This is a genomic window from Mesorhizobium mediterraneum, assembly GCF_002284565.1.
GTDB lineage: Bacteria > Pseudomonadota > Alphaproteobacteria > Rhizobiales > Rhizobiaceae > Mesorhizobium > Mesorhizobium mediterraneum.
In genome coordinates this window covers 362,064-379,420 of the sequence record NZ_NPKI01000032.1, presented here as the reverse complement: position 1 = coordinate 379,420, position 17,357 = coordinate 362,064, and the positions used below count along the sequence as shown (strand labels likewise).

General features: G+C 63.3%; 14 protein-coding genes and 1 pseudogene. 9 read left to right on the top strand and 6 right to left on the bottom strand.

Features of this window, described 5'->3' with window-relative positions; translation table 11 throughout:
- The 4 genes and pseudogenes from CIT25_RS25670 to ppa all read left to right on the top strand — a co-directional run.
- Positions 1-469, top strand: a pseudogene (locus CIT25_RS25670) (TPM domain-containing protein); the annotation flags it as partial.
- 8 nt (positions 470-477) lie between these two features.
- Positions 478-1,116 (top strand): TPM domain-containing protein, encoded by a 639-nt coding sequence (locus CIT25_RS25665; protein WP_095487643.1) that lies wholly within the window; start codon positions 478-480, stop codon positions 1,114-1,116.
- 232 nt (positions 1,117-1,348) lie between these two features.
- The gene (locus CIT25_RS25660; protein ID WP_095487641.1) at positions 1,349-1,855 is read left to right on the top strand and encodes a GNAT family N-acetyltransferase; all 507 of its coding nucleotides are present in this window, start codon (positions 1,349-1,351) and stop codon (positions 1,853-1,855) included.
- Between the two features lie 111 nt (positions 1,856-1,966).
- Positions 1,967-2,500, top strand: a complete 534-nt coding sequence (gene ppa / locus CIT25_RS25655; RefSeq protein ID WP_095487639.1) for an inorganic diphosphatase — start codon at positions 1,967-1,969, stop codon at positions 2,498-2,500.
- A 247-nt stretch (positions 2,501-2,747) separates the two neighbouring features.
- Here ppa and CIT25_RS25650 read toward each other — a convergent pair whose 3' ends face one another.
- Complete coding sequence (locus CIT25_RS25650; protein WP_095487637.1) at positions 2,748-3,341, bottom strand: hypothetical protein; 594 nt, start codon at positions 3,339-3,341, stop codon at positions 2,748-2,750.
- Between the two features lie 44 nt (positions 3,342-3,385).
- On the bottom strand, positions 3,386-3,991 hold the full coding sequence (locus CIT25_RS25645) for a TetR/AcrR family transcriptional regulator (protein ID WP_095487635.1): 606 nt from the start codon (positions 3,989-3,991) through the stop codon (positions 3,386-3,388).
- Between the two features lie 82 nt (positions 3,992-4,073).
- On the opposite strand from CIT25_RS25645, the gene CIT25_RS25640 reads away from it, so the two are divergent.
- Positions 4,074-5,357, top strand: coding sequence for an MFS transporter (locus CIT25_RS25640; protein ID WP_095487633.1), 1,284 nt, complete (start codon positions 4,074-4,076; stop codon positions 5,355-5,357).
- A 289-nt stretch (positions 5,358-5,646) separates the two neighbouring features.
- Positions 5,647-7,206, top strand: a complete 1,560-nt coding sequence (locus CIT25_RS25630; protein WP_095487725.1) for an alkaline phosphatase D family protein — start codon at positions 5,647-5,649, stop codon at positions 7,204-7,206.
- A gap of 103 nt (positions 7,207-7,309) precedes the next feature.
- Here CIT25_RS25630 and CIT25_RS25625 read toward each other — a convergent pair whose 3' ends face one another.
- Positions 7,310-7,591 (bottom strand): hypothetical protein, encoded by a 282-nt coding sequence (locus CIT25_RS25625; RefSeq protein ID WP_095487629.1) that lies wholly within the window; start codon positions 7,589-7,591, stop codon positions 7,310-7,312.
- 200 nt (positions 7,592-7,791) lie between these two features.
- Between CIT25_RS25625 and typA the strand changes: the two genes are divergently transcribed.
- Entirely contained in the window at positions 7,792-9,621 is a 1,830-nt protein-coding gene (typA, locus tag CIT25_RS25620; protein WP_095487627.1) for a translational GTPase TypA, read from the top strand.
- A gap of 54 nt (positions 9,622-9,675) precedes the next feature.
- Here the strand turns inward: typA and CIT25_RS25615 are convergent, their stop codons facing one another.
- A complete protein-coding gene (locus CIT25_RS25615; protein WP_095487625.1) occupies positions 9,676-10,302 on the bottom strand; it encodes a DUF1062 domain-containing protein in 627 nt (208 codons plus the stop codon).
- 396 nt (positions 10,303-10,698) lie between these two features.
- Between CIT25_RS25615 and CIT25_RS25610 the strand changes: the two genes are divergently transcribed.
- Positions 10,699-11,313 carry a LysE family translocator gene (locus CIT25_RS25610; RefSeq protein WP_095487623.1) on the top strand — a complete coding sequence of 205 codons (615 nt, stop codon included), beginning with the start codon at positions 10,699-10,701 and terminating at the stop codon, positions 11,311-11,313.
- A 9-nt stretch (positions 11,314-11,322) separates the two neighbouring features.
- Here the strand turns inward: CIT25_RS25610 and CIT25_RS25605 are convergent, their stop codons facing one another.
- Both CIT25_RS25605 and CIT25_RS25600 read right to left on the bottom strand, forming a co-directional pair.
- Positions 11,323-11,646, bottom strand: a complete 324-nt coding sequence (locus CIT25_RS25605; RefSeq protein WP_095487621.1) for a YciI family protein — start codon at positions 11,644-11,646, stop codon at positions 11,323-11,325.
- A gap of 123 nt (positions 11,647-11,769) precedes the next feature.
- Positions 11,770-12,333: a peroxidase-related enzyme gene (locus CIT25_RS25600; protein ID WP_095487619.1), complete on the bottom strand. Its 564-nt coding sequence runs from the start codon at positions 12,331-12,333 to the stop codon at positions 11,770-11,772.
- Positions 12,334-12,468: 135 nt separating this feature from the next.
- Between CIT25_RS25600 and CIT25_RS25595 the strand changes: the two genes are divergently transcribed.
- On the top strand, positions 12,469-17,301 hold the full coding sequence (locus CIT25_RS25595) for an NAD-glutamate dehydrogenase (RefSeq protein ID WP_095487617.1): 4,833 nt from the start codon (positions 12,469-12,471) through the stop codon (positions 17,299-17,301).
- The last annotated feature ends 56 nt before the right edge of the window (positions 17,302-17,357 follow it).

Genomic DNA, 17,357 nt, shown 5'->3' with positions numbered 1-17,357 from the left:
CAAGCTGATCATCGAAAACGACATGGTGCCGGCCTTCCGCGCCGGCGACTTCTCCGGCGGCATCAGTAAGGCCGTCGACGACATGGTCATGGTGCTGGAAGGCAATCCCGAAGAGCTGGAATCGCGCGGGATCCGCAATCCGGCCGACAACAGTTCCGTCGATCCCATCGTGGCGCTGTTCATCATCGTGTGGGCGACGCTGTTTTTAGGCGGCCTGGCGATGGCGGTCCTGCCGCCGATCTTCGGCACCAAGTTGTCGCCGGGCGTGTATAAATGGCTGGGCATGACGTTTCGCTATGGCCAAAGGTCAGGCTATGCGCGCACGGGCGGCGGCGTCTGGACAACGAGTACTTCATCCGGCGGCGGCTGGTCGTCGGGAAGTTCCGGTAGTGGCTGGTCGTCGGGTGGCGGCGGCTTTTCGGGCGGCGGCGGCTCGTCCGGTGGTGGCGGTTCTTCAGGAAGCTGGTGAGACACAACATGGCAACAAGACCGATCAGCCCCGAGGATCATGACCGCATCGCCAAAGCGATCCGCGCCGCCGAGACAAAGACCGACGGCGAAATCTACTGCGTCGTGGCCTATGCCAGCGACAGCTATTTCTTTCCGGCCGCGTTCATGGCGACGCTGGCCATGCTCGTCGTCAGCCTCGCCGTCAGTTACGGGCTGGAAGCGTGGTGGCTGTCGATCCGCTTGCCGCATTTCGTCATCGCACAGCTTCTGGCGCTGGCCTCGGTGCTTGGCCTGTTGTGGGCGCTGCCCGGCTTGCGCATCCATCTGGTGCCGAGGCGGCTGCGCTACCAGGCCGCGCACGCCAATGCGATAAAGCAGTTCCTCGCCCGCAACGTCCATCGCACCACGGCGCGCACCGGCGTGCTGGTCTTCGTCTCCATTGCCGAGCGCTACGCCGAGGTGGTCGCCGACAGCGGCATCGACAGCCGTGTCGGCCAAGATGTCTGGGACAGCGTCGTCCGCGACCTTACCGCGCATGCCGGCGACGATCGTCTCGCCGACGGCTTCATCAAGGCAATCGAAGCGACGGGCGCGGTGCTGGCCGAGCATTTCCCGGTTTCTAACGGCGACAGCAACGAGCTCGACGATCATCTGGTCGAAATCTGAGAGCCTGCCTGTAAACGCTACTCTGCCGGACGCCTGACGCAGTTTTCTGCGCTTCCGATGCTCACGGACCCAAATGTCCGCTGCGCTTCGGTTCTCGAAAACCACGCCATCCGCCTCGGCAGAGCGCATTTTCAGACAGGCTCGCGGGTCTTCCGATGGCCTGTGCGAAAGCGGGGGGAGCCGCTTACCGGACTCTTGCAATCGGGCGATGCGGGTTTATGGTTAACCAATCATGAATACGCTGAGCATCGATATCAGGAAAGCCGAGCCGCGCGACGCAAGCGCCATCGCCGACGTGCACCTGCTGGCCTGGCGCGGCGCCTATGCCGGCATCATCCCGCATCGCACGCTGACATCGATGATCAACCGCCGCGGCGCCGAGTGGTGGGCGAACGCCATCCGTCGTGCGGCCACCGTTCTGGTCGTCGAGATCGGCGGCAAGATCGCCGGCTATGCCACGATCGGCAAGAACCGCGCCCGCGAGCTCAAGCAGCAGGGCGAGATCTACGAACTTTACGTGCGCCCGGAATATCAGGGCATCGGGCTCGGCAGCCGGCTATTCTCAGCCGCACGGGCGCGACTGGCTGACCACGGGCTGAAAGGCATGGTGGTGTGGGCGCTGGAGGACAATCAGAACGCGCTCACCTTCTATGCCGGCGCCGGCGGCCGCGACGTCGCCGAGGGCGTCGAGGTCTTCGAGCAGAAGGCGCTGAAGAAGGTCGCCTTCGTCTGGGAATGACGGCTCGACACTCCTCTCGCTAACACCCTCAGCTGTTTCAGTACCATTCGCCGCATTGCACCATGCGTCCCCGCCCGCTATCGGTTTCCAATCGAAAGAGGGACAAAAGCCATGCGTATCGAAGCCATAGCCATCGGAAAGAACCCGCCGGAGGACGTCAACGTCATCATCGAGGTGCCGATCGGCGGCGAGCCGATCAAGTACGAGATGGACAAGGAGGCCGGCACGCTGTTCGTCGACCGATTCCTGCATACCTCGATGCGCTATCCCGGCAACTACGGCTTCGTGCCGCACACGCTGTCGGGTGACGGCGACCCGATCGACGTGCTGGTCTGCAACACGCGCGCGCTGGTGCCAGGCTGCGTCATCAATGTGCGGCCGATCGGCGTGCTGGTGATGGAGGACAATTCCGGCCAGGACGAGAAGGTCATCGCGGTGCCTTCGCCCAAGCTGACGCTACGCTATCAGAACGTCACCGAATACACGCAGCTGCCGGACATCACACGTGACCAGGTGCAGCATTTCTTCGAGCACTACAAGGATCTCGAACCCGGCAAATGGGTCAAGATCGAGGGCTGGCACGATGCCGCCTACGCCAAGAAGATGATCGTCGAGGCGATCGAGCGGGCGAAGAAAAGCAAGTAGGCCCAGCGCTTTCAAAATTGCGAGACGTCGGCGGGACAACGCCCCCCCCTCTGCCCTACCGGGCATCTCCCCCACTTGGGGGGAGATTGGCAGCTTCGTCGCCCTGTCTCTCTTTCAGCGTTGGAGATTGGCGAAAGCCAAGATGGCAGCCGATCTCCCTCCTTGTGGGGGAGATGTCCGGCAGGACAGAGGGGGGGCGTGAAGGATCGCCGAAGGGCGGCCATTGCTACGCTCTTCCTCACCCCCACTAATTGTCGACGCGGCCAAAAGCGGGCACGTCGCCGATCATCGCGCGCTTGTCCTTGCCGCAGGCAAAGCTGCGTGCTTTCTCGTCGGCGAGCTTGCGCGCCTCATCGTTGGCTGCGGGATTGCCGGTGGCCAGCACCAGGCCGACGGTGCAGCCCTCATACTTCTCCGGCTGGGCGACCTTGGCGACGATCAGCACGTCGGTCGGTTTGTTCTCCCCCTCGGGATCGCTGATCGAGCGACGGTGGATGACCGCGAAGGGAATGGCGAGGTCGCCGTTCGTCTCGATGCGCCACTCGAGCTTTGGTCCAGCCGAATTAAGCCCGACAAAACTTTCCCAGACCGTGGTCATGTCGCTGGGCGGAAAACCATAGAACAGCGATTCCCGGGCGTCGTCGTAAGAGATCAGCACTGGGTAGCCGCGATAGCCCGAACAGACGAGACTGGCCCAGTCGCCATCGCCTTCCTCGGCCTGCGCATAAGTCACGCAGTCCTTCTTCGAGTCGAGATCGGTGTAGGCACTGGAAATGTCGCCGGCCTGGGCGGTCTGGCAGAGGCCGGCGAGGGCTAGCGAAATCATCAAAAGGGCTCGCATCGCAGGCAACTCCGTTTCGGGCTGCCGTAGCGTATCGTCAAACGCTATTTCTGCAAGCTCGCTTCGATCAGCAGGTCGGCGTTCCGGGCCACCGATTTTGCCGGTCCGCCGGCACCGAACAGCTGCCCGCTGATATAGGCGCCCTCGATCAGAAGCAGCAGCCCGTCGCCCAGCGTGTCGGCGTCGCCGGCACCCATTGCCGCCGCCATGGCGCGCAAGCGTCGTCGCAGTTCCTGCTTGTTGGCCTCGCTCACCACGCGGGCCGGGTGGCCGTGCTCGGGATACTCGACGGCCGCATTGGTCATGCCGCAGCCGCGATAGTCGGGTTTTTGCGTGCGCTTGCCGATGCGGGTCAGGAAGGCGGCGATCTGCGCGCGCGGATCGCCGGGATGGGCAGCCACCGCCTCGTCGAAGCGGGCCCAGAACTCGAGGTCGTATTGCCGCAGATAGGACGCGGCCAATTCGTCCTTGGAGGGAAAGCTGCGATAGAGGCTGGGCTTGGTGACGCCGGCACGCCGTACGATCTCGTCGACGCCGATCGCCCTGATGCCTTGCCGGTAGAACAGGTCGCGGGCAACGCGAAGGATTTTTTCGCCGGCGCGGGGCGGTGTCACTTCATCCGCTTTGATCGTTGGTTCAATGCTTTTCATTTTGGATGTGCCGTGGCCTGCTTGACAATGTTACCGATCGGTACGTATACCTCGGTGTAATTGCAACGTACCGGTCAGTAACATGATAGCTCAATCCCGTCCGTTTGGCCAGCGCTACGCTTTCGTCGTGGTTGCCGTCATTTTCCTTTGCCTGCTGATCGCAGCGGGCCTGCGGTCGGCGCCGGCCGTCATGATGCTGCCGCTGGAGGAGAGTTTTGGCTGGCGGCGCGATGTCGTCTCGCTCGCCGCGGCCATCGGCATCTTCCTCTACGGCCTGACCGGGCCGTTTGCTGCGGCCCTAATGGAGCGGATCGGGCTGCGCCGCACGCTGCTGGCATCGCTGGTGCTGATGTCAGGCTCGACGGCGCTCAGCCTGTTGATGACCCAGCCGTGGCACCTGCTTCTCACCTGGGGCGTATTCTCGGGCGTCGGTTCGGGCGCGGTGGCCACGGTGCTTGGCGCCACCATCGTCAACCGCTGGTTCAAGACCAATCGCGGCCTGGTGATGGGACTGATGTCGGCCTCCGCCGCCACCGGCCTGCTGGTGTTCCTGCCGCTGCTCGCCGCGCTCGCCCAGTCGGGCGGCTGGAAGCCGGTCGCCATCGCCGTTGCGGTCGCTACCGCCTGCCTGGTGCCGCTGGTCTGGCTACTGGTGCCGGAGCGTCCGGCTTCGATCGGCATGGTGCGCTACGGTGCTGACGCCGACGACGTGCCGCCGGTTCCGCCGGCCTCGCAGGGCAATTTTCTCACCCACACGCTCAGCACGCTGCGCCGTGCCGCCGGCACCCGCGTGTTCTGGTATCTGTTCGCCACCTTCTTCATCTGCGGCTTCACCACCAATGGCCTGGTCGGCACGCACCTGATCGCGTTTTGCGGCGACATGGGCATCGGCCAAGTGCAAGCTGCCGGCCTGCTGTCGCTGATGGGCATCTTCGACCTGATCGGCACGACGCTGTCGGGCTGGCTCACCGACCGCTTCGACCCGCGCAAGCTGCTCGGCGTCTATTATGGCATTCGCGGCCTGTCGCTGATCTATCTGCCTTATTCCGGCTTCTCGTCGACCAGCCTGATCATCTTCGCCGTGCTCTACGGATTGGACTGGATCGCAACCGTGCCGCCGACGCTCAGGCTGTCAAACGAGGCGTTCGGTGATCGTAGTGGACCGATCGTCTTTGGTTGGATCGTCGCCGGCCATCAGGTGGGTGCGGCGACCGCCGCCTTCTTCGGCGGCACGATGCGCGAATTGCAGGGCAATTACGAGTTCGCCTTCCTCATCGCCGGCATGACGGCAATAGCCGCAGCCTGCATCTCGCTGTTGATCAACACCAGCCGTCCGGCCTTCAACCCGGAACCGCAGGCGGCTTGAGCTGCGACGGCCGAGCGCTAATCTCCCCCCTTGAGGGGGAGATGGCCGCGACGCGGCCAGAGGGGGTCGGTCCGACCGGGCTCGGCCCCTTATCGCAGACGCAGGAGGTTGGCGCTTCACGCGAGACGACCCCCTCTGTCGCCTTCGGCGACATCTCCCCCTCAAGGGGGGAGATCACCTGTCCATTGTTATCAAACCTTCATGGTTTCGAGATGTGCCTGAAACATTGACGCTGGACCTTGGCGGCGACGTTCAACGCCATCCAGGAGACAGCCATGAACAAATTTCGATGACGCGGCGCGCTTTCGTCACGTCGGCGAGCGCCGTTGGCCTCATCGGCGCCTCGGGCCTCGCGCTGCCCTACTATTCCCGCGCCAATCAGCGGCCGGCCTTCACCCATGGTGTCCAGTCAGGCGACGTCGACGCCACCAGTGGCATGGTCTGGACGCGCACCGATCGCCCGTCGCGCGTCGTGTTTGAAGTCTCCTCGACGGAGAATTTCGCCAACGCCGTCCGCCTTGCGCCGCTCGATACGTCGCCGGCCAGCGATTACACGGTAAAACGGCTGCTCACCGACCTCGCCTCGGATCAGGATATATTCTACCGCATGACAGCGGCCGATCTCGCCGACATCAACGCCGTCTCCGAGCCGATCGTCGGCCGCTTCCGCACGGCGCCGGCCTCGAAGCGTGACATCCGGTTCGCCTGGTCGGGCGATACCGCCGGCCAGGGTTGGGGCATCGACGACACCGGCATGAAGACCTATGCCACGATCGGCAAGCACACGCCCGACTTCTTCCTGCATTCCGGCGACACCATCTACGCCGACGGCGCGATGAAGGACGAGGTCGACATTCCCGGTGGCGGCAAGTGGAAGAACACCGTCCTCATCGACGAAAAGCGCAAGGTTGCCGAGACGCTGGACGAGTACCGGGGCCAGTGGAAATACAATTTGATGGACGGACATGTGCTGGGGCTCAACGCCATCTGCCCGACCTTCTACCAGTGGGACGACCACGAGGTGGTGAACAACTGGTCGGATTCGAAGGACCTGAGCGCCCACGACCGCTACTCGGAAAAAAACATCCATGTGCTGGCGGCACGCGCGGCACGCGCCTTCCACGAGATGACGACGATCCGCTACGAGCCGTCGGAACCGGGCCGCGTCTATCGCAAGATCGCCTACGGGCCGCTGCTCGACGTGTTCTTCCTCGACATGCGTTCCTATCGCGGCGCCAATGGCCTTGGCATGCAGGATACGATGACCCCGCAATCGCGCATTCTCGGCGAACAGCAGACCAAATGGCTGAAGCGCGAACTGGCAAACTCCAACGCGACCTGGAAAATCATCGCCGCCGACATGCCGCTCGGTCTCGTCGTCTGGAACGACGCCACCAAGAAGGCCGGCGCCGAGGCCGTCAGCAATGGCGACAATGGCCCGGCCAAGGGCCGCGAGCTGGAAATTGCCGACCTCCTTCGCTACATAAAGAACGCTGGTATCAGCAACACCGTCTGGCTGACCGCCGACGTGCACTACACGGCGGCCCACTACTACAATCCAGACAAGGCGCAGTTCCAGGACTTCAATCCGTTCTGGGAGTTCGTCTCGGGTCCGCTCCATGCCGGCACGTATGGACCCAATGATTTCGACATGACCTTCGGCCCGGAGCTGAAATTCATCAAGGCGCCAACTGCCGAGCAGGGGCAGAACCTGCCACCGTCGGCCGGCCTGCAGTTCTTCGGCCTCGTTGATATCGACGGCGCCACTGAACAGATGACTGTGCGGCTTATGGACCGCGACGACAATGAACTCTACAAGGTCGCGCTCGATCCGGTGCGATCGGCGTGAGCCAAACCATGATCCCGAAAAAGTGGGAACCGGTTTTCGGAGAAGATCATGGTCAAACAAGAAGATAGAGCCCCATCCCGATTCTGTCGGGATGGATCAGGCTCTAGTCCGGATAGCAGACGGTTGGAATCTTAGGCCAGACCGCGCTGTCGCAGCCGGCATTTTCCTGCCTCTGCTTGAAGGCGGCGCTAACCGGCCCGGTCACTACCGGGTCGACGCCATCGGGCGCATCGGCAAACAACTGCTCCGCCGAACGCGTATCGGACGGCAGGGCAGGCGGCGTCTCCTTCAGCGTCGCGGCCGACTGCGCCGCGCCTGCCGCAAGCAGAACGGCGAGGGCTGCCCATGCAAGGATTGGCCGGTATCTGATGCCCGTATTGGTCATGAAATTTGAACTGTCCCGACCCTGAAAGGTTCCGCTTTGGTTAATAATTTCATTTCACACCAAGACGCTTAAGATTTGGTGACCATGTATTTGGTGGCACGCCTCCTCTTTCGCAATTGCGAAAAACCCTGTATGAGCCGCCCAACCGAAAGAGGCAGCGCCGTTTGGCCTGCTGCCTGCAACGCTCCCGAGACCACAACATGAAAATTCGTAATATCGCGATCATCGCGCACGTCGACCATGGAAAAACCACCCTCGTCGACCAGCTTCTGAAGCAGTCCGGCTCGTTCCGCGACAACCAGCGCGTCGCCGAACGCGCCATGGATTCGAACGACCTCGAAAAGGAACGCGGCATCACCATCCTGGCCAAGGCGACGTCGGTCGACTGGAAGGATACCCGCATCAACATCGTCGACACTCCCGGCCACGCCGATTTTGGCGGCGAGGTGGAGCGCATCCTGTCGATGGTGGATTCGGCCATCGTGCTAGTCGATGCCGCCGAGGGGCCGATGCCACAGACCAAATTCGTCGTCGGCAAGGCGCTCAAGGTCGGATTGAAGCCGATCGTCGTCATCAACAAGATCGACCGGCCGGACGCCCGTCACGTCGAGGTGGTCAACGAAGTGTTCGACCTGTTTGCAGCGCTCGACGCGACCGACGAGCAACTCGACTTCCCGATCCTTTACGGTTCAGGCCGCGACGGCTGGGTCTCGGAAAACCCCGAAGGGCCGAAGGACCAGGGCCTCTCGCCGCTGTTCGACCTCGTCATCAAGCACGTGCCGGCGCCGACCGTTCATCCCGGCCCGTTCCGGATGATCGGCACCATCCTGGAGGCCAATCCGTTCCTCGGCCGCATCATCACCGGCCGCATCGAATCCGGCACGCTGAAATCCAACCAGGCGGTCAAGGTGCTGCACCATGACGGCACCCAGGTCGAAACCGGCCGCATCTCGAAGATCCTGGCTTTCCGCGGGCTCGAGCGCCAGCCGATCGACGAGGCGCAGGCGGGCGACATCGTCGCCATTGCCGGCCTGTCGAAAGGAACCGTCGCCGACACGTTCTGCGACCTGTCGGTGACCGAGCCGCTGCATGCGCAGCCGATCGATCCGCCGACCGTGACAATGTCGTTCCTCGTCAACGACAGCCCGTTGGCTGGCACCGAAGGCGACAAGGTGACCAGCCGCGTCATCCGCGACCGCCTGCTGCGCGAGGCCGAAGGCAATGTCGCGCTGAAGATCGAGGAATCGCCTGATAAGGATTCGTTCTTCGTCTCCGGGCGAGGCGAATTGCAGCTTGCCGTGCTGATCGAGACGATGCGCCGCGAAGGTTTTGAGATTGCCGTGTCGCGTCCGCGCGTCGTCATGCAGGAAGGCGACAATGGCGAATTGCTGGAGCCGGTCGAGGAAGTCGTTATCGACGTCGACGAGGAGCACGCCGGTGTCGTCGTGCAGAAGATGTCGGAGCGCAAGGCCGAGATGGTCGAGCTGCGCCCGTCAGGCGGCAACCGCCAGCGCATCGTCTTCCACGCGCCGACGCGCGGCCTGATCGGCTACCAGTCGGAGCTGTTGACCGACACGCGCGGCACCGCTGTCATGAACCGGCTGTTCCATGCCTACGAGCCCTACAAGGGCGAGCTGCCGGGCCGCACCAACGGCGTGCTGATCTCCAATGAACAGGGTGAATCGGTCGCCTATGCCATGTGGAACCTGGAAGACCGCGGCCCGATGGTCATCGATCCGGGCGTCAAAGTCTATCAGGGCATGATCATCGGCATCCATTCACGCGACAACGACCTCGAAGTGAACGTGCTGAAGGGCAAGAAGCTGACCAACATCCGCGCCGCCGGCAAGGACGAAGCCGTGAAACTGACGCCGCCGATCCGCATGACGCTGGAACGCGCGCTGGCCTGGATCCAGGACGACGAGCTGGTCGAGGTGACGCCGAAGACCATCCGCCTGCGCAAGCTCTATCTCGACCCGAACGAGCGCAAGCGTTTTGAGAAGTCGGCGAAAGTGGTCGGCGCGGCGTAAGCTTTTTTCTCCGGAAACAATTATCGAGGGAGGGAGTGTTGCTCCCTCCCTTTTTTACCCGCCGGCGGCCGAGATGATGGCGTCGCGGTCGGTTTCGCCGGCCAGATCGATGCGGATCGCCGTTCCCGCGCGTGCCGGCTTGCGTAAGGCTTTGGCCCCGTCCGGACCAACGACCAGCAATCGCTTCTCGTCCCAGGCCTGAAGCCGCGATCGCGAGATGCCGAGTTCACCGGCGAGCAACCGGTCGAGCCGCAGCGCTGTCGGCATCTCCAGCCCGAGCTGGAGTTCGAGAGCGGTGGTGTTTTCCGGTCTGTCCCCAAGCACCTCCTTATGAACGGCGGCTTCGGGAAATTCCTCGACGCGCCCGATCCTGCTTCGCAGTGCGACAATATCGAAGGCATGGCGACGCGCCAGGGCCGGGTCGTTGCTTTCGAGCGCCTGCAGCAGCGCAGGCTCAATGTTGCGGCGATAGCATCGCTCCAGAATGCCGAAATTCCAGGAATTGTCGCAATCGACGCAGCGGTAGATCAACCACGCATCGATGCGTTTGCCATTGGCGTTGACGCGGAATTTCCCGCTGCTGTGGTACGCCTTCAGGCCACTGCAGCGATTGCAGTTGATGTGAGGTCGAGGCGCGGTTTTGGGTGCGATCGCCCAGCGGATACGCAGTATCGAGAACATGCCGAAAAGCCCTTCCCGTCGGGAAGTTCGTCAGATCGGCGATGTCGAGATGCCCATGCGGGCACGGCGTGGCGAGAGGCTGCGATGGTCGGAAATCAGGTGTCGCGGGTGATTGTGCGCGACAGCGGTTCAGCAGTGCCAAACCGGTCTCGAACCGCCACCCTGAGGAACACATGATATGAAACAGACGCCGCGAAAAGCGGCGCCATGCATTGTGTCGGGGGAGTTGACGAGACCGGCGGTTACGTAGGCAAAGTGAAGCTCAAAAATGTGTCGGGACGAAACTTCTAGCTGCGACGCGTCGGGTCGACAAGCCCCTTCTATTATCGATGCTACCGCCGCGGGGGCACTTGCGCTAATATCGAGCAATCAACGTCCCAAGCAAAGATCCCGGTCATGCACTTCACCTCGCTTCTGATCTTCGCCGCCGCCCTTTTCGTCGCCGCTGGCTCGCCCGGCCCGTCGATTGCCGCTCTGGTGGCGCGGGTCATCGCAAAGGGCTTTCGCGACGTGTTCCCGTTCCTGCTCGCCATGTGGATCGGTGAGGGCATCTGGCTGTCGCTGGCGGTGTTCGGACTGGCGGTGGTGGCGCAGACCTTCCATCTTGCCTTCGTCGTGCTGAAATGGGTCGGCGTCGCCTATCTCGCCTACCTCGCCTGGAAGATGTGGACTGCCCCGGTCGAGGCGCGTGAGGGCGAGATGCCGCGCGAGGAGTCGGCCATCAAACTGTTCTTTGCCGGGATGGCGGTGACACTCGGCAATCCCAAGATCATGATGTTCTATCTGGCGCTGCTGCCGACCATCATCGATCTCGCCTCGGTGACGGTCGTCGGCTGGGTCGAGCTGACGCTGACCATGGCCGTGGTTCTGGTCGCCATCGATCTCGCCTGGGTGCTCGCGGCGGCGCAGGCGCGAAAGCTGTTGAAGAGCAAGCGGGCGATGAAGATCGCCAACCGCGTCAGCGCTGGCACCATGGCCGGCGCTGCGGCGGCGATCGCGGCGCGGTCCTGAGCCGGCGCGTCAACTCATTTCGATGATCGGCGCGATCTCGACGCTGAAACCCGGGTCCGTCAGGATAGGACAATCCTTGGCTTTGGCGACGGCATCGTCGATGTCTTTCGCTTCGATGATTGTATAGCCGGCGGTCGGATTGCTGCCGCCATTGTTCTCGACCTTGCCGCCGGGCAGCACGGTCTTCGACATGCCGACCGGATTGCCGCCGTCGACAACGGCCGAGCCAAGCTTGCCGTACCAGCCGTTCCAGGCATCCATCGCTGCTTTCCGCTCGGCCTCGTCGGTCGGCATCTTGCCCGAGCCGTGATAGACGTAGAGAAACTTCGCCATGGTCTCCTCCCTTGATCGCGGCATCGAACCGGCATGCGGTCACGCCGCAGGAGCGATCATCGGACCAAACCGGCAAAGACGCAACGAGAATGCGCGATAGCTAATATACAGATGACTCGCACATCACCGCGCCATCGCGTGGTATTCATCGTTCGGCCGCATGTCGACTGCCGCTGCCACCCGGTTCGACATGTTGAAGAAGGCGGCGGTCGAGGCGATGTCCCAGATGTCGCGGTCGGAAAAGCCAGCTTCACGCAGCGCTGCCCGGTCGGCTTCGACGATCTTCGCCGGCTGCTCGGTCAGCTTCACCGCGAATTCGAGCATCGCCTTCTGTCTCGCGGAAAGATCGGCGGCGCGGAAATTCATCACCATCATCTCGCCGAAGGCCGGGTCCCCTGAAAGCTGGCGCACCGCCGCGCCATGGGCGGCGAGGCAATAATAGCAGTGGTTGATGGAGGAGACGGCCACCGCGATCATCTCGCGCTCCAGCTTCGACAGGCCGGATTGGCCCAGCATCAACTCGTTGTACATGTCGGTGAAGGCACGCAGCTTCGTCTCGTCGAAGGCGTAGGCCAAAAGCACATTGGGAACGAGGCCGAGCTTCTCCTCGCATTTGGCGAAATAGGCTTTTGTCGCTTCGCTCCGCTCCGCGGGTGCGAGATCGAGTGCAGTGATTTTGTCAGTCATGGCGGATTTTCTCCTTATTTTCGGTGACCCACCGGCGAATTCCGACATTTCGTCGCAAGCCGTCAAACCTTTGTCGCCAAGTACCGGTCATCTGCTACCATAGTTGCAAAACATATGACGGGAGGGATTAGCGACATGGCCGGCCTGAAATCCGCAAGCCAGTTGAAAAAGTTGAGCACGGCCAAGGGCAGCGAAAAGCCCGGCAGGCTTGCCGATTACCTGCTGGCCCGCGCGCCGGCCGAAGATGTCGCCGCCTATGATGTCGCCGACCTCGAGCGCGCCGCCGATCTCGCCGGCCGCGCCGTCGCCAGGCACAAAAAGGGCGATTGCGTCGTCGCCATAGAGGTCGATTCCGGTGTCGTCCGCCAGGGCAGGCCGATGACCGTGATCACCGTCGTCAACGACAACATGCCGTTCCTGTTCGATTCCATCCTCGGCGAGATCTCCGAGAGCGCTGGCGAGCCGCTGCTGGTTACCCATCCGGTCATCGTCGTCAGGCACGGCAAGAGCGGCGTCGACGAAATCCTCGGCGATGGTGGCTTTGCCAAGGGCGATCACAGCCATGAACGCTTGAGCGTCATCCACGTCCATATCGGCCGTCTTTCGGCCGAGCAGGCCGAGGCATTGGCCGGACGGCTGAAGAAAATATTGGACCAGGTGCGCGCCGCTGTCACCGACTGGAAGCCGATGCTGGCCCGCCTCGACCAGGCAATCTCGGAGTTCCGCTACGCTCCGGTGCCGCTCGACAAGGCCCACGTCACCGAAGCGATCGCCCTCCTCGAATGGTTGCGCGACGACAACTTCACCTTTCTCGGCATGCGCGAGTTCAAATACACCGGCGGCGAGAAGAGCGGCACGCTGGAGCGCACCGAAAAGCCTGGCCTCGGCATCCTCTCCGATCCCGACGTGCTGGTGCTGCGGCGCGGCACCGAAGCGGTGACGACGACGCCGGAAATCCGCGCCTTCCTGCATGGGCCGGAACCGCTGATCGTCACCAAGGCCAACGCCAAATCATCGGTGCACCGCCGCATCTATCTCGATTACATCGGCGTCAAGACCTACACCGCCAAGGGCGTGCTCTCGGGCGAGCTGCGCATCGTCGGCCTGTTCACCTCGACGGCCTATACGCGCTCGGTGATGAAAATCCCCTATCTCAGGTCGAAAGCCGAAACCATCATCGCCAAATCCGGTTTCAACCCTGAAGATCACTCCGGCAAGGCACTGATCAACGTGCTGGAGAGCTATCCGCGCGACGAGCTGTTCCAGGTTCCGGTGCCGGTCCTGCGCAAGCACGCCGAAGCGCTTCTGGGGCTGATCGAGCGGCCGCGCGTCAGAGCGCTGGTGCGCGTCGATCAGTTCGACCGCTTCGTCTCGATCCTCGTCTTCGTGCCGCGCGACCGCTACGACAGCATCGTGCGCGAGAAGATCGGCACCTATCTGAAGACGGTGTTCGAAGGCCGGCTGTCGGCCTACTATCCCGCCTTTCCGGAAGGCGGACTGGCGCGCGTCCATTTCATCATCGGCCGTTCCGGCGGCAGAACGCCGAAGGTCGACCAGGCGACGATCGAGGCAGCGATCCGCGCCATCGTGCGGACCTGGGACGACATTCTGCGCGAGACCGCGGCCGAGACCGGCGCCGATGCGACGCTCACGGCGATCGCCGCGCGCTTCTCGGGAAGCTATCGCGACAGCTTCTCGCCGGCTGAGGCGTTGGCCGATGCCGGACGCATCGCCAGGATCAGCGCGGCCAATCCGATCGCCATCGACTACTACCGTCATGCCGCTCAGGAACCGCATCAGGCGGCGCTGAAGATCTATCACCATGGCAGCCCGGTGGCGCTGTCGCGACGGGTGCCGGTGCTGGAGAACATCGGTTTCCGCGTTATCAGCGAGCGCACCTTCGAGGTCGGCGACGATGCTTCCGGCATGATCAATAGTGATCAGCCGGGCATGATCAATAGTGATCAGCCGGGCATGGTCTTCATCCACGACATGGAACTCGAAAACAGCTACGGCAAGCCGATCGACCTTGGCGACCGCGGCGCGCTGTTCGAGGACGCGTTCCTTTCCGTCTGGCGCGGCGACATCGACAATGACGGCTATAACGGCCTTGCCCAGACCGCCGGCCTGTGGTCGGGCGAGGTCACCATCCTGCGTGCCTATGGCCGCTATCTGCAGCAGGCCGGGATCCCGCAGAGCCAGGATTTCATTGCCGCCGCGCTCAACCGCTATCCGGAAATCGCGCGTGGCCTGCACGAGCTGTTCGTTACCCGCCTCGGACCGACCGCCGAGACGGAAGGGTTGGTCGCGGCCAAGCACCTCAAGGCCAAGATCAGGGATGCGTTGGAGGAGGTTCCCAACATCGATGACGACACCATCATCCGTCGCTACCTCAACCTGATCGAAGCCTCGCTACGCACCAATCATTTCGTCCCCGATATGAAAGAGAAGGGCCAGTCGCTGGCGATCAAGCTCGATTCGCAGGCGGTCGACGGCCTGCCGGCGCCGCGGCCGTGGCGGGAGATCTTCGTCTACGGTTCCGAGGTCGAGGGCGTGCACCTGCGCTTCGGCCCGGTCGCCCGCGGCGGTCTGCGTTGGTCGGACCGCGCCCAGGACTATCGCACCGAGGTGCTCGGCTTGGTCAAGGCGCAGCAGGTCAAGAATGCGGTAATCGTGCCGGTTGGCGCCAAGGGCGGCTTCTATCCGAAGAAGTTGCCGATGGGCGCCGGCCGCGACGCCATCTTCGAAGCCGGCGCGTCCGCCTACAAGAATTACGTCTCCAGCCTGTTGTCGATCACCGACAATATTGGCATCGACGAGGTTATCCCGCCTGCCGGTGTGATCAGGCGCGACGAGGACGATCCCTATTTCGTCGTCGCCGCCGACAAGGGCACGGCGACCTTCTCCGACACCGCCAATGCCATCAGCGAGAAGCATGGCTTCTGGCTCGACGACGCCTTCGCCAGCGGCGGCTCGGCCGGCTACGACCATAAAAAGATGGGCATCACCGCCAAGGGCGCCTGGGAAGCGGTCAAGCGGCATTTCCGCGAGATGAACCGGGATATCCAGACCACACCCTTCACCGTTGTCGGCGTTGGCGACATGTCGGGCGACGTGTTCGGCAACGGCATGCTCCTGTCCGAGAAGACCCGGCTGATCGCCGCCTTCGACCATCGCGACATCTTCATCGATCCCGATCCCGACATGGCGGCTTCGATGGTCGAGCGCCGGCGCATGTTCGCCCTCGCCCGTTCGAGCTGGCAGGACTACGACAAGACAAAACTGTCCGAAGGCGGCGTCATCGTCTCGCGCAGCCAGAAGTCGATCACGCTGCCGCCGGCCGCAGCCGCGGCGATCGGTCTCGGCAAGACGACCGCCTCGCCGGTCGAGATCATGAACGCCATCCTCAAGGCGCCGGTCGACCTTTTATGGTTCGGCGGCATCGGCACGTATCTGAGGGCATCGACGGAAACCAACCAGGATGTCGGCGATCGCGCCAACGATGCTATTCGGGTGACCGCGCTCGACGTGCGCGCCAAGGTCATTGGCGAGGGCGCCAATCTCGGTGTGACGCAGCGGGCCCGCATCGAGTTCGGGCTGAATGGCGGTCGCTGCAATTCCGACGCCATCGACAATTCGGGCGGCGTCAACTGCTCCGATGTCGAGGTCAACATCAAGATCGCGCTGGCTTCCGCCATGCGCAAGGGGGCGCTGACCCGCCCGGTGCGCAACAAGCTGCTTGCCGAGATGACCGACGAGGTAAGCGCGCTGGTGCTGTCCAACAATTACGAGCAGACGCTGGCGCTGTCCCTTGCCCGCAAGCGCGGCCTCGCCGACATCGCCCATCAGAGCCGTTTCATGGCAGCGCTCGAGGCGCGCGGCCTGCTCGACCGCGCGGTGGAGACGCTGCCGTCGCCGGCAGCTCTTGCCGAGCGTGAGGCGCGCGGTGAGCCGTTGACCAGGGCCGAGCTCGGCGTGCTGTTGGCCTATGCCAAGATCGTGCTGTTTTCCGACATCGTCGCCAGCGACGTGCCGGACGATCTGCATTTCGACCGTGACCTGATGGGCTATTTTCCGGACCGTATGGCGAAGAAATACGCGGCCGAGATCCACGGCCATCGCCTGCGCCGCGAAATCATCGCCCGTGTCGTCGCCAACGACCTGGTCAATCGTGGCGGCCCATCCTTCGTCAACAGGCTGCAGGAAGCGACCGGCCGCGGCGCGGCCGACGTGGTCCGGACCTTCGCCTTGGTGCGCGACGGCTTCGGATTGCCGGCGCTCTATCGCCAGATCGACGCGCTCGACAATCAGATCGACGGACAGGTGCAGCTCGACCTTTATCAGACCGTTAGCCGGCTTACTTATGTGGCCAGCGGCTGGTATCTCAAGAACGATGCCAGCACCGCGCCGCTCGGCCAAAGGATCGCCGAATTGCAGGACGCGCGCAAGGCACTGGAGCCGAAGCTCGTTTCGCTGCTGCCGGCCTTCTCGCGCGAGTGGATCGAGGAGCGGCGGCATGGTCTAGCCAAGGGCGGCGCGCCCGAAAGGCTTGCCGAACAGCTGGCGCTGACCGATGTGGCAGGCGTCGTCCCTGACATCGCGCTGACGGCCCGAACGGCGAATGCCGACATTGTCGTCGCCGCGAAGGCGTTTTTCGCTGTCAGCGATGCCTTCCGCATTCCGCGTGTCGAGGACGCAGCGCGCTCGATCGCGCCATCCGACTACTACGATCAATTGGCTCTCTCCCGCGCCACCGACACGATCGGCGCGGCCAGGCGCGGCATCGCGGTGGCGGCGCTGACCGGTCATGCCGAGGCGGCGGACCCGGTGGCGGCATGGCTGGAGGCGGGCGGGGAACGGGTCGCGCGTATCCGCGAGCGGCTGCAGGCGCTGACCGAGGGCGGCGACATCACCGTGTCGCGGTTGTCGGTGGCATCGGGCCTGATCAGCGACCTGATGGGGATGTGAGAAGTCTTCCACATCGCGCGGGATTGCCGGCAAGAACTGCGCTATAGAGCGAAGCG